General features: G+C 70.7%; 12 protein-coding genes. 2 read left to right on the top strand and 10 right to left on the bottom strand.

The genetic code is table 11. From position 1 onward, the window contains the following. Nucleotides 1-796, top strand: a 796-nt coding sequence (locus AB0C29_RS13220) for an AGE family epimerase/isomerase (protein ID WP_360819515.1), incomplete at its 5' end; no start/stop codon positions are given. A gap of 6 nt (nucleotides 797-802) precedes the next feature. Here AB0C29_RS13220 and AB0C29_RS13225 read toward each other — a convergent pair. Continuing rightward, nucleotides 803-1,963, bottom strand: a complete 1,161-nt coding sequence (locus AB0C29_RS13225; protein ID WP_360819518.1) for an MFS transporter — start codon at nucleotides 1,961-1,963, stop codon at nucleotides 803-805. Between the two features lie 68 nt (nucleotides 1,964-2,031). Between AB0C29_RS13225 and AB0C29_RS13230 the strand changes: the two genes are divergently transcribed. After that, a complete protein-coding gene (locus AB0C29_RS13230; protein ID WP_360819521.1) occupies nucleotides 2,032-2,787 on the top strand; it encodes a DeoR/GlpR family DNA-binding transcription regulator in 756 nt (251 codons plus the stop codon). 51 nt (nucleotides 2,788-2,838) lie between these two features. Here the strand turns inward: AB0C29_RS13230 and AB0C29_RS13235 are convergent, their stop codons facing one another. The 9 genes from AB0C29_RS13235 to AB0C29_RS13275 form a co-directional block, all read right to left on the bottom strand. Beyond that, entirely contained in the window at nucleotides 2,839-4,173 is a 1,335-nt protein-coding gene (locus AB0C29_RS13235) for a nitrate/nitrite transporter (protein WP_360819524.1), read from the bottom strand. Further along, complete coding sequence (locus AB0C29_RS13240) at nucleotides 4,170-4,493, bottom strand: Rieske (2Fe-2S) protein (protein WP_360819527.1); 324 nt, start codon at nucleotides 4,491-4,493, stop codon at nucleotides 4,170-4,172. The genes AB0C29_RS13235 and AB0C29_RS13240 overlap by 4 nt, the downstream gene beginning before the upstream one ends. Further along, a complete protein-coding gene (gene nirB / locus AB0C29_RS13245; RefSeq protein ID WP_360819530.1) occupies nucleotides 4,490-6,946 on the bottom strand; it encodes a nitrite reductase large subunit NirB in 2,457 nt (818 codons plus the stop codon). The genes AB0C29_RS13240 and nirB overlap by 4 nt, the downstream gene beginning before the upstream one ends. Further along, entirely contained in the window at nucleotides 6,946-7,290 is a 345-nt protein-coding gene (locus AB0C29_RS13250; protein ID WP_360819533.1) for a molybdopterin oxidoreductase, read from the bottom strand. The genes nirB and AB0C29_RS13250 overlap by 1 nt, the downstream gene beginning before the upstream one ends. Beyond that, nucleotides 7,287-9,371, bottom strand: coding sequence for a molybdopterin oxidoreductase family protein (locus AB0C29_RS13255; protein WP_360819536.1), 2,085 nt, complete (start codon nucleotides 9,369-9,371; stop codon nucleotides 7,287-7,289). Before AB0C29_RS13255 ends, AB0C29_RS13250 begins: the two co-directional genes overlap by 4 nt. Nucleotides 9,372-9,746: 375 nt before the next feature. Beyond that, a complete protein-coding gene (locus tag AB0C29_RS13260) occupies nucleotides 9,747-10,283 on the bottom strand; it encodes a GNAT family N-acetyltransferase (RefSeq protein ID WP_360819539.1) in 537 nt (178 codons plus the stop codon). Between the two features lie 96 nt (nucleotides 10,284-10,379). After that, the gene (locus AB0C29_RS13265; protein ID WP_360819542.1) at nucleotides 10,380-11,213 is read right to left on the bottom strand and encodes a GntR family transcriptional regulator; all 834 of its coding nucleotides are present in this window, start codon (nucleotides 11,211-11,213) and stop codon (nucleotides 10,380-10,382) included. Between the two features lie 645 nt (nucleotides 11,214-11,858). Continuing rightward, the gene (locus AB0C29_RS13270; RefSeq protein WP_360819545.1) at nucleotides 11,859-12,533 is read right to left on the bottom strand and encodes a CbiX/SirB N-terminal domain-containing protein; all 675 of its coding nucleotides are present in this window, start codon (nucleotides 12,531-12,533) and stop codon (nucleotides 11,859-11,861) included. Continuing rightward, nucleotides 12,530-13,018 (bottom strand): winged helix-turn-helix domain-containing protein, encoded by a 489-nt coding sequence (locus tag AB0C29_RS13275; RefSeq protein WP_360819548.1) that lies wholly within the window; start codon nucleotides 13,016-13,018, stop codon nucleotides 12,530-12,532. The genes AB0C29_RS13270 and AB0C29_RS13275 overlap by 4 nt, the downstream gene beginning before the upstream one ends. Between the last annotated feature and the right edge of the window lie 77 nt (nucleotides 13,019-13,095).

The following is a 13,095-nucleotide window of genomic DNA, read 5'->3' on the forward strand; positions in this document are numbered from 1 at the left end:
GTTCGTCCAGCGCTTCTGGGACGACGAGGCCGGGCGCTGCGTGGACACCTGGAACGCCGACTTCACGGTCCTGGACGGCTACCGGGGCATCAACGGCAACATGCACGCGGTCGAGGCGATGCTGACGGTCGCCGGCGTGACCGGCGACGAGGCGTGGCTGGACCGGGCGCTGCGGGTCTGCCGGTTCGTGGCCGACACCGCGCGGGCGCACGACTGGCGCATCCCGGAGCACTACGACGAGCACTGGCGGCCGCTGCCCGACTTCCACCGTGAGCAGCCGGACCACCCGTTCAAGCCGTACGGGGCCACGGTCGGTCACGGCCTGGAGTGGTCGCGGCTGTTCCTGCACGCCGAGGCCGCCCGCCCGGCGGAATCCTGGCTGGCCGGGGCCTCCCAGGCTCTGTTCGACCGGGCGGTGAGCGACGGCTGGTCGGTCGACGGGCGGCCGGGCTTCGTCTACACCACCGACTGGAACGGTGAGCCGGTGGTCCGCGACCGGATGCACTGGGTGACCACCGAGGCGATCAGCGCCGCCGCGGCCCTGCACCGGCGTTTCGGCGACGAGCAGTACGCGACCTGGTACCGCACCTGGTGGGACTACGCGGCGGCGTACCAGCTCGACCACGACCACGGCTCGTGGTTCCACCAGCTCGACGCGGAGAACGTGCCGACCGAGACGGTGTGGCCGGGCAAGCCGGATCTGTACCACAGCCTCCAGGCGACGCTGACCGCCCGGCTGCCGCTGACGCCGATGCTGGCCCCGGCCGTCGCGCAGACCCTGACCGGCCCGGCGTAACTGCGCCTACCGGCGGACGCGACGCAGCGCGACGGCCAGCCCGAGGTCGAGGATGATGACCGCGGCCAGGGCCGGCGCGATGGCGGCCGGCCCGAGCCCGTCGTGGGTCAGGCCGATCAGCGGTGAGATCACGATCGGTCCGAAGCTGGCCCCGGCGATCACCAGCGCGGTGGACGTGCCGGCCGCGGGGTTGACCTGGACGAACCAGGACAGCGCGGTGGGGAACACCGGGGCCAGGAAGAGACCGGTCAGGATGAAGCTGTAGCCGGCCGCCGGTGGCCACCAGGCCAGGGCCATGCTCGCGGTGGCCAGGAACAGGGTCAGGGGCACCAGCCGGGCCGGCGGCACACGCAGGCTGAGCGGGGCGGCGAGCAGCCGGCCGACGGTGAAGGCGACCCAGAACGACGCGGTGGCCCCGGCGGCGGTGTCGGCGCTGGAACCAACGACTTCGATGAGGTAGGTGGCGGCCCAGCTGGCCACGCCGGTCTCGGCGCCGACGTAGAGCAGGAAGAGCACCAGGAACGCGCCCACGATCAGCGGCCGGCCGCCGGATTTCGCGCGGTCCCGGGCCGGACCTGCCGCCGGCACGGTCGGGGCGGCGGCCAGCAGCGGTATCGTCGCCACGGCGATGACCACGTACGTGCACCCGATGGCGAGCCGGTTCCCGTCGGTCGCCGCCACCAGCAGCGGACCGGCGACGGCACCGACCCCGAAGGCGGCGCTGAGCAGGTTGAGGACCACCGCGCCGCGCTCGCCGTACGCGGACGCGAAGTAGACGTTGAGGTCGAGGTCGAGCCCGCCGAAGCCGAGTCCGAGCAGGAACGCTCCGCCCAGCAGAACCGGCCAGGCGGGGGCGGCCATCAGCACGAGAGCGCCGGCCGCGACCACGATCAGCTCGACGACGAACCGGGCGCGGAAGGTGCTGCGCCGGTCCGCCACGCCCGCCGTCAGCACGCCGAGGACTGATCCGGCGAAGTGGGCGCTGACCAGCAGGCTGGCCGCGGTCGCCGAGCCGCCGAAGGTCGCGCGCAGGACGGGGATGAGCGGGCCGTACACCGCGACGAGCAGCCCGATCAGGAAGAACGCCGCACCGCCGCCGATGGCCACCCGGAGCGACGGCGGACGCGGGCGCACCGGCGCCGGGGACGGTGCGAAGATCTCGGCCACGGGCTTAGTATGCAGATAACCGCAGAATCCAGCAAGAAAACTCAGGATCACCGGGAAGGAACCCGCAGATGTTCGCAGCCGAGCGCCAGGACCGGATCCTGGCCGAGCTCGTCGCCCACGGCCGGGTCACGGTGACCGCGCTGGCGGCCGCGCAAGGCGTGTCCGAGGACACCGTGCGGCGCGATCTCAAAGTCCTGGCTGACCGCGGCTACCTGCAGAAGACGCACGGTGGCGCGGTTGCCCTGGACCCGGCCCGGATGGCCTGGACCGCCCGCTCGGACCTGCACACCGAGGGCAAGGCGGCGATCGGCGCGGCCGCGGCGCCGCTGGTCTCCCCCGGGCAGACGATCTTCCTCGACGCCGGCTCGACCGTGCAGGAGCTGGCCCGGCAGCTCACCACCCGCCCGCTCACCGTGATCACCAACTCCCTGGACATCGCGGCCGTGTTCGCCGACGACCGTCAGGTCCAGCTCACCGTCACCGGTGGCGACTGGCAGCCGGAGGGCCGCCTGCTGACCGGCTCGGCCACGCTGGCGGCTCTCGCGGCCCGCCGCGGCGACTGGGCGTTCCTGGGCGCCTGCTCGATCGACACGCAGGTCGGGGTGACCGCCGAGTCCGACACCGACGCGCAGGTCAAGCGGGCCATGGCCGGCGCGGCCCGGCACACGGTGGTCCTGGCCGACCGGACCAAGTTCGGCTCGATCAGTCCGTACCTGGTCGCGCCGATCGCCGACCTGTACGCCGTGGTCACCGACGACGCCGCAGCCGCCGATGCGTTACGGGCGGCCGGACTGCCCCGCGCCCTGCACGCTCCCCGCGAATGAGCCCGGCCCGGCCGTCCGCGACGGACGACCGGGCCGGACCACGCGTCCCGATCAGACGCCGGCGAGCTTGCGGCTCGACGAGCGCAGGTAGACGGCCCAGGTGACAAGCACACAGAGCGCGTAGAAGGCGATGAAGGCGATGTACGCCGCGTCCGCCGTCTTGTAGGTCAGGAACGACTGCCGGAACGCCAGGTTCACCAGCACCCCGCCGAAGGCGCCGATCGCCCCGGCGATGCCGATCACCGCGCCGGACAGCCGGCGGGCCTCGTGCTCGTCACCCGGGTTCTTCAGCGCGAAGATCCGCGGGATCATCTTGTACGTCGAGCCGTTGCCGATGCCGCTGAAGATGAACAGGGCGATGAAGCCGATCAGGTAGAGCGGCAGCGAGCGCAGTTGCGAGGCCAGCAGCACGATGCTGGCGCCGGCGGCCATCGCGATGAAGTTGGCGAAGGTGACCCGGGCGCCGCCGAGCCGGTCCGCCAGCGCCCCGCCGACCGGGCGGATCAGCGAGCCCAGCAGCGGGCCCAGGAACGTCAGGTAGGCGGCCTTGACCGGGGTGTTGAAGTCCTCCGCGAACTGCACCTGCAGCACCTGGCCGAAGGCGAAGCCGAAGCCGATGAACGAGCCGAAGGTGCCGATGTACAGCAGTGCCATGATCCAGGTGTGGCCCTCGCGGGCGGCGTCGCGCATGCCGCGCTTCTCGTTGCGGGCCTGGGTCAGGTTGTCCATCTTGAGCGCCGAGCCGAGCACCGCCACCACGATCAGCGGGATGTAGATGCCGGCGACGATGCCCGGGTGCCCGGCGCCGAAGACGGCCAGCACGAACAGGCCGACCAGCTGCACCGCCGCGACCCCGAGGTTGCCGCCGCCGGCGTTGATGCCCAGCGCCCAGCCCTTGAGCCGGTCCGGGTAGAACGCGTTGATGTTGGCCATCGACGACGCGAAGTTGCCGCCGCCGACGCCGGCGATCGCGGCCAGCAGGATCAGCGTCGTGTACGAGACGCCGGGCTCGATCAGGAAAGCGGCCAGCACCGCCGGGATCAGCAGCAGGGACGCGCTGATGATGGTCCAGTTGCGGCCGCCGAACCGGGCCACCGCGAAGGTGTACGGGATCCGCAGCGCGCCTCCGACCAGCGCGGGCACGGCGGTGAGCAGGAACTTGCCGGCCGGGTCGATGCCGTACGCGGGGCCGAGGAACAGCACCAGCACCGACCACAGTGTCCACACCGAGAAGCCGATGTGCTCGGAGAAGATCGAGAAGATCAGGTTGCGCCGGGCGATCGGGGCGCCGGTGGTGTCCCAGAAGGTCCGGTCCTCGGGACGCCAGTCGTCGATCCAGTGGCCGCGGACGGTTCTCGCCGCGGGGCGTTCCAGGGTTGCGGTCATGACGGGACCTCCGAGGCGGTGAGCGACGAGATGACGAGGTGACCGTCGGCGTCGACGGTGACGGGGTAGACGGTGAGATCACTGATGCCGGACAGCGAGCAGCCGGTGGTGAGGTCGAAGGCCATCAGGTGCAGCGGGCAGACCAGCACCTTTTTGTCGATCTGGCCGTCGGCCAGCGGCCCGCCGCGGTGCGGGCAGACGGCGGACAGCGCGCGCACCGAGCCGTCGCGCAGCCGGAAGACCGCGACCATCTCGCCGTCGACCTCGTAGGTGCGTCCCTCGCCCAGCGGGATGTCGGTGACCGGCCCCAGGATCCTCATCGGACCGGCACCTGCGGCAGCACGACCAGCGGCAGCGACGTGCGGAACTGACCAGGGGTGGCCGGTTCGGCCCGTTCCTTCCACGGATCGCGGTAGGCGGCGACCGAGGCGGCCATCGCGGCGTCCAGGTCGGCGGCGATGCCCTCGGCGTCGTCGACCACCACCGCGCGGATGTGCTCGATGCCGAGGCGGGGCACCCACGCGTACGTGCGCTCCAGCCAGTTGGCGCTCTCCCGGTAGTACTGCAGGAAGCGCCCGGTCAGCGTGATGACCTCCTCGGGCGACTCCACCGTGGCCAGCAGGTCGCCCTTGCGGACGTGGGCGCCGGCCGCGCCGCCGACGTAGAGCTCCCAGCGGCCGCCGTCGATGGCCACCACGCCGAGGTCCTTCACGTACGCCTCGGCGCAGTTGCGCGGGCACCCGGTGACCGCGAGCTTCATCTTGCCGGGCCCCTCGATGCCCTGGTAGCGCTCCTCGAGGGCGATGCCCAGGGCGGTGGAGTCACCCACGCCGAAGCGGCAGAAGTCCGAGCCGACACAGGTCTTCACCGTGCGGAAGCTCTTGCCGTAGGCGTAGCCCGAGGGCATGTCCAGGTCGGCCCAGATCTTGGGCAGCGTCTCCTTGGGAATCCCCAGCAGGTCGATGCGCTGCCCGCCGGTCAGCTTGACCATGGGTACGGCATGCTTCTCGGCCACCTCGGCGATCCGCCGCAGCTGGGCCGGAGTGGTGACGCCGCCCTTCATCTGCGGCACCACCGAGAACGTGCCGTCACGCTGGATGTTGGCGTGCACCCGGTCGTTGATGAACCGGGCGTCGCGCTCGTCGATGTAGTCCTCGCCCCACATCATCTTGAGCAGCGAGGCCAGGCCCATCTTGCTCTTGGCGTCCTCCTCGCCGCCGGGCACGAGCTTGGCGAAGACCGACGACACCGAGCGCAGCTCGTACCGGCGGATCGCGGCCATCAGCTCGGGCTTGGGCATCGGGACGCCGGGCACGTACCAGCTCGCCTTGGGGTCCTCCTCGACGGCGCCGCCGGCGGCCCACTCGACGATCTGCGCGACCAGGCTCTTGCAGGTGCCGCAGCCCTTGCCGGCCCGGGTCTTGTCCATCACGCCGCTGACCGTCTTGCAGCCGCCGTGCACCGTCTCGGCGATCGTGCCCTTGGTGACGCCGTTGCAGTTGCAGACCTGGGCGTCGTCGGCCAGCTCGGCCGCGCTCACCTCGGCGGGCGGGCCACCCAGGTCGAACATCAGCTCGACCCGGTCCTCGGGCAGCGCCAGCCCGCGGTCGAAGGCCTGCATCAGGAACGCGACCTTCTTGACGTCACCGACCAGCGTCGCGCCGACCAGCCTGCCGTCGCGGATGATCACGCTCTTGTAGATGCCCTTGCGGGGCTCGCTGAAGACCAGCGTCTCGTCGTCCGCACGGTCGGACTCCTTCAGGCCCATCGAGGCGACGTCGACCCCGGCCACCTTGAGCTTGGTGGCGATCCGGGAGCCGTGGTACGCGGCCTGCGGGTCCCGCCCGGTGAGGTGGTCGGCGAGCACCTTGGCCTGGTCCCACAGCGGGGCGACCAGCCCGTACGTCTCGCCGCGGTGCTGGGCGCACTCCCCCACCACGTAGATGTCCGGCTCGTCCGGGGCGCGCATCTGGTCGTCGACCACGATGCCGCGCTCGACCACCAGCCCGCTGGCCGCGGCCACGTCGGTGTTGGCCCGGATGCCGGCGGCGACCACGACCACGTCGCAGTCGATGACCCGGCCGTCGGCCAGCTTGACCCCGGTGACCTGGTGCTTGCCGAGGATCTCGGTGGTCATCGCGTCGCAGACCACCTCGATGCCCAGCTTCTCCACGCTGCGCTGCAGGATCGCGCCGGCCTGGGCGTCCAGCTGGGTGTTCATCAGGTGCCCGGCGGCGTGCAGCAGGGTCACGTGCGAGAGGTGGTTCTGCAGGCCCCGGGCCGCCTCGAGACCGAGCAGGCCGCCGCCGATGACCACGGCCCGCTCGTGCTCGCGGGCGTAGCGGATCATGCTGCGGGTGTCGTCCAGCGTGCGGAACGCGAAGACGCCCTGGTGGTAGCCGCGGCCGGGGCGGTGGATGCCGGGGATCGGCGGGACGAACGCCCGGCTGCCGGTGGCGATGATGAGCTTGTCGTACGGGGTGGCGGTGCCGTCCTCGGCGTACACCTGCTTGGCGAACCGGTCGATGCGGCTGATCCGGCGGCCGGCGTGCAGGGTGATGCCGTTGTCGGCGTACCAGCTCAGGTCGTTGAGGAAGATGCCGGACTCGTCCTCGACCCCGGCCAGGACGTTGGACAGCATGATCCGGTTGTAGTTGCCGTACGGCTCGTCGCCGAACATGGTGATGTCGAAGTCGCCGCCGCGGCTGAGGATCTCCTCCACCGTGCGGGCGCCGGCCATGCCGTTGCCGATGACGACCAGTCGCGGGGCCATCAGACCTCCACCAGGCCGAGATCGAGGACCAAGGTGCCGGTCACGCCGGCCGGTGCGGCCAGCCACAGCTCGACAGCCGTACCGGAGTCGAGGTCCTCGACGACCCGCAACGGGACGTGCACGTCGGCCTTGGCCCCGATCGGGAAGTACCGCATCGGCCGGCCGTCCCGCATCAGCACGACACAGATCAGCTCGTCGGCCGAGTTGCCGCCGCGGAAGTAGACCGCCTGCGCGGCCACGCCGGCGGGCACGACGTAGCCCGGCACGCCGATCGGGGCCGGCTGGTCCAGGCCCTTGCCCTCGAAGGGCAGGACGCCCTGCAGGAAGCGGGGTGTGGAGTTCACCTAGGTGTTCCTTTCGTGATGGCGACCGCGCACGCCTTGAAAGCGGGCATCTTGGAGTGCCGGTCGAGGGCCGGGTCGGTGAGCAGGTTGACGGCCTGGTCGCCGCCCCAGTGGAACGGCGCGAAGACGGTGTCCGGCCGGATGCCGGGGTTGAGCCGGGCCCGGAACACGGCCCGGCCGCGGCGGCTGGACAGCTCGACCATGTCGCTGTCGGCGATGCCGAGCCGGCGGGCCAGGTCGGGGTGCAGCTCGACGCGGGGCTCGGGCAGCGAGACGGTCAGGGCGGAGACCCGGCGGGTCTGGTTGCCGCTCTGGTACTGCTGCATGTTGCGCCCGGTGGTGAGCACGTACGGGTAGTCCCGGTCGGGCATCTCGTGCGGGTCGCGGTGCTCGACGCGGACGAACTTCGCGCGCCCGTCCGCGGTCGGGAACGACTCGGCGAACAGTCGCGGCGTACCCGGGTGGTCCTCGGCCGGGCACGGCCAGAACACGCCCTGCTCGGCCTCGATCCGCTCGTAGGTGATGCCGGCGTAGTCGGCGATCCCGCCGGCGCTGGCCCGGCGCAGCTCGTCGAAGACGGTCCGCGGGTCGTCGCTGAAGAACTGCCCGCGGCCCAGCCGGTCCGCCAGCCCGCTGAGGAACTGCAGGTCGGTGCGGACGTCCGGCGGCGGCGGGAGGGCCATCCGGCGGCGGATGACCCGGCCCTCGAGGTTGGTCATCGTGCCCTCCTCCTCGGCGAACTGGGCCGTGGGGAGCACCACGTCGGCCAGCGCCGCGGTCTCGGAGAGGAAGATGTCGGAGACGACGAGCAGATCCAGCGCGCGCAGCCGCTCGATGACGTGCCCGGCGTGCGGGGCGGAGACGGCCATGTTGCTGGCCAGCACGAGCAGCGCGCGGACCCCGCCGTCGGTGCCGAGCCGGTCGAGCATCTCGTACGCGGATTTGCCCGGCTGCGGAAGCTCGTCCGGGTCGATGCCCCAGACGCCGGCGACGTGCGCCCGGGCGACCGGGTCGTCCAGCCGCCGGTAGCCGGGCAGCTGGTCGGCCTTCTGCCCGTGCTCGCGCCCGCCCTGCCCGTTGCCCTGCCCGGTGATGGTCCCGTAACCGGAGTAGGGCCGCCCGACCAGGCCCAGCGCGAGGGCGAGGTTGAGATACGCCTGCGCGGTGTCGGTGCCGTTGCTGTGCTGCTCGGCCCCGCGAGCGGTGAGGATCATCGACGGTCGCTCGGTGGCCAGCAGCCGGACGGTCTCGCGCAGGTCGGCCTCGCTGACCCCGGTCATCCGCTCGACCCGTTCCGGCCAGTAGGCGGCGACGGCCGCGCGCACGCCGTCGAAGCCGGTGGTCCGGTCCCGGATGTAGGCCTCGTCGACCAGGCCCTCCCGGACCGCGATGTGCAACAGGCCGTTGGCCAGCGCCAGGTCCGTGCCGGGCAGGGGCTGCAGATGCCGGTACGCGCCCGCGGCGGTCGGCGTACGCCGCGGGTCGACAACGATGTGCCGCGCCCCCTCGGCCCGCCCGGCGTCGAGATACTGCATCGACGGCGGCATGGCGTCAGCCGGATTCGCCCCGACCAGCAGCACCGTGCGGGCCTGGGCCACATCCTCCAGCGGGAACGGCAGCCCCCGGTCGACCCCGAGCGCACGGTTGGCGGCGGTGGCGGCGGATGACATGCAGAAACGCCCGTTGTAGTCGATCGAGGCGGACCGCAACGCCACCCGTACGAACTTGCCGAGCGTGTACGCCTTCTCGTTGGTCAGACCACCGCCACCGAAGGCACCGACGCTGTCGACGCCGTACTCCCGCTGACAGCGCTCGATGCCGGCGACGATGCGCTCGTACGCCTCATCCCAGCTCGCCTCCCGCAGCGGGCTGCCCCGGTCGGTGGGGTCCTTGCGCACCAGCGGCGTGAGCAGCCGATCCTTGTGGTCGAGCAGCTCGGCCGCGGTCCAGCCCTTGGCGCACAGGCCACCCCGGTTGACCGGGAACTCGGTCGGCTCCAGCCGCACCCGGGGAATCTCAGGCGTCAGCGCGATGCCGCACTGCAGCGCGCAGTACGGGCAATGCGTCTCGGTCACCGTCACACCGAAGATGCTCGGCGGTAACCATTTCCTCACCGGACCGCGACGATTGCCGCGGCGTTCAAAAAACCCTACAACCGCCCCGGCCCCGTTGTGAGATCGAACCGATCAGAGCCGAGGCCAGCTCCGGAGCGTCTCGTCCAGCCCGTCCCGCAGGGTCAGCAAGGCCGCCAGCCCAGTCCCGGCAGACTGCAGTCTCACCAGGACGATACAGAGCGACCCCGGTGATCGAGCCGGCCGACTGGAAGGCAAGCACGACCTGAACTCCCCTTCTGCATCCGGGTGCCGATGTTCGACAGCGGATTACCACCGGAATCGCCGGTGTCGCACACCGACCAGATGGTCAGTCCCAACCCGGCCGCGGATGGCGGCGACTGATCAGGCTGGGCATTTCGAGGGGCCGGTCGGGCCGGAGGCGAGCGGCCGTTCGAACAGCGCACCGGACGGGTAGTCGAGGCTTTCGTGGACCATGCGCAGAAACCGGAAGCCGATACCCCTGTAGTAGTCATGGAGCTTGATATTCGTGGACCACGCATCGATACGGGAGACCTGTGCGCCGTATTCGGCGGCGGCCCTTTCGCTGGCCCAATCGAGAAGCCTGGCCCCGATTTCTTGACCGGCGTAGTCCCGGTCGATGCAGACGCGATGCAGGTAGACGGCCGGCAAGCGGCGCTCCTCCGCGGTCCACAGCAACGTACTACCGTGTAGGAACGACGTGATGGTCGCTACCGCGGTGGCGCCGTCCCACACCATCCACGTCGATTCCGTTTCCAGTCCTTGGCGGATGCGTTCGTCCCGCTCCGCCAGCGACGGCCAAGGCTTGGCCCACTGGTCAGTGCCCATCGTCGGCAGCCAGCTGGCCGCCCCCTTGATGAGGTTGACGATGGCCTGGTGATCCTCGATCGACGCCGCCACGGGCTCGATAGCTAGATTTCTCATCATTTGCGTTTCTGTGATGCGGCTCGAGGGGCACGCCGACAGGGACCGGGCACATCTGGTGGGGACAGATGCTCAGCTTTGCTCGTCTTCGGTACTGCTCGGTATGTCCTCGGCCTGGGCCGGCGAACGGATCTCCGGCGGCACATCACCGATGTTGTAAACCAGGCGGTTCCGGTCTGCCGGCCAGACCGTCACTGTGCATCTGATCGGAGTCCCCGACCTCTCGTAGGCGGTTCGGACGGTCTCGATGACGGCGACACCGTTCTCCGGCAATTTGAAGAAGCTGATCTCGTTCTCGTCCGGCGGCCGGGCCAGGATCTTGTCCTGATAGCCGGCCTGCTCCAGACCCAGCTTCTGGGCGACGTACCGCACGACACCCGGTTCGATGTTCGTCGCCTCGACCAGCTTGGTCGCGCCCATCTCCACGAATTTCATCGGGTAGAACGACGTCTGCATCGACCAGGGCTTGCCGTCGATGCTGAGCTTCTGGTGCCGGGACACTATCGCCGAGCTCTCGTTGACCTGGAGCTCACGCGCCACCCGACCGGCGGCGAGCTGGATCTCCACTCTCGGCACAGTGGCGTCCGGCCGGCGCAACTGAGCCCGCGCCGCCGACATGTAGGCGACACCCTCACCGCCGCCGAGGCCGGTGTCGTTGTCCGTGGACAGTGTGATGGCGAACGGCACGATCCGGTCGACGACGTAGGTCCCCTGGCCCGGCCAGGTGATCACCACGCCCCCGCGGGTGAGCGACCGGATGGCATCCCGCACGGTGTTGCGCGAGGCGTTGTTGAACTCCTCGCGGAGCTCCAGCTCCGTGGGCAGCTTGGTGCCCGGCGCAAGGTCGCCGCTCTCGATCCGCCGACGGAGCTCCTCGGCGATCTGCCGATACATCGGTTCTGCCATCACCAGTCCTCGCAGTCGTTGTTGGAATGAGTCCTACGGACGGCCTTGTTCATCTGACCGGGCTGGATAGGACAACACTATCTCCACACCGATTCCAAATGGCAACTCAAGTGGGCTAAGGGTGGTTGGGACAAGTGGTATCAGTCAGGCGACCTGGATGCGTCTGGTAGAACTCCAGCACTGCAACACCGGGATCGTCGTCGAGAACGTGCTCTCCGCCGAGGTACCGAAAGGATCTTTGCCAGGAGCGACCACGCTCGGGTCACTACGAGTGCCAGCAATGCCGACGGCCCACCCGGATCACTTGGTTCATGATCGCTTCGGCACTTCTGTTGATGTCCGCGACGGTTCCATCCGGTGATACTGACGCCGCGATGGCGCGACAGCCGATATTCCGGCTGTTGCCCGTCGACATCCCTAAGATGACCCGGCGTCGACGGCAATAAGATATTGCTCGACTGCGATTGCGCGAGCGTGGTTCAAGCTAATCAGAATACCTTCGTCACCCGAAGAAACACAGGCTTGATTCGGACGACGCTCCATGGCGGACGCGCATGGCGGGGACGGTTTATCGGCCATCGCCGCGACCGTGGGCGTGGCTTCAGCGCTGACACTGATCGCGTTCGCATCGCGGAGCGGCAAGGACTAGCGGCCCGCCGGCTGCATCGCGCACACGTCCTCGTAGCGCCGCAGCACCAGATCCTCCACGGCCGGGTCCGCGCACAGCGGCGGCGTCACCACATCCGCGCCGGCCCGGTGCAGCGACCGGTAGAACAACCCCTCAGCCAGCAGGTAAGCCGCAACAGCGACCCGCCGCGCCCCCTGCTCCCGGAGCCGGGCCACCACATCGGCCACCCGCTGCTCAGCCCCCGACGCGTAAGCCACCTGCGCCCCGAGCCGCGCCGCGACCCCGGCGATGTCGGCCCGCCACGCCGGATCGCTCGACCCCGCGGCCGCCAGCACGACAGCGTCCGCCGCCGACCCCGCGATCCCCCGTTCCAGGCTGCGCACCAGCAACGGGTCCGGCCCGAGCGGGGCCGTGGCCACAGCGTCGTTGGCCGCGACCGCCTCGGCGATGTCGACCCGGACGTGGTAGCCGGCCGAGAGCAGCAGCGGCACCACCACCGCCCGCAGGCCCTGGATCGCCTCACCGACCCGGGGCTGCTGCACGTCGACATAGGCCAGCCGCACGTCCAGGTCGGGACGCCGGCACGCGATGCGGTCCACCAGGTCGCGGATCTGCGCCTGGCCGGCCGCTGAGCGCGTACCGTGCGCGACCGCGAGCAGGACCGGCGGCCGGTCCGTCGTCGGGGCGGTCAACCGGCCAGCTCGGCGACGCGCAGCCGGTAGCCGCGTTTGATGTTGGTCTCGATGTGCCCCGCCGGGCCCAGGGCCGTCCGGAGCCGGGCGATCGCCACGTCGACGGCGTGGCCGTCGGTGCCCCGGGGCAGGGCCGCGGCGTGGCGGTCCTTCGAGACCACGGCGCCGGGGCGGCCGGCCAGGGCGGTGAGGATGGCCATCGCCGCCGGGGGCAGGGCCTGCAGGCGGCCGTCGATGAGGACGGCGTGGCCGCGGATCTCCAGGACTGTTCCGGCGACGCCGAGCCGGACGGCCCGGCGGGGTAGTTCGTCGGTGACGACCTTGACCAGGGCGCCCAGCCGCGAGCGGTGCGGGGTGACCACGGGCACGTCCTGCTCGACCAGGGACGCGGCGGTGACCGGTCCGACGCAGGCGGCCATCGTGGCGCCGCGGAAGCGGTCGAGCACCTCGTCCGCGTTGTCGCCGGCCCGTACCAGGGCCTGCACGATGGTCTGCCCCAGGGGTGCTGCAGGGCGTCGGCGATCGATGCGCGGTCGGGGCGGGAGGCCTCAGCCGCGACGAT

The organism is Actinoplanes sp. NPDC048791, assembly GCF_040650095.1.
In the GTDB taxonomy this organism is placed as follows: Bacteria; Actinomycetota; Actinomycetes; order Mycobacteriales; family Micromonosporaceae; genus Actinoplanes.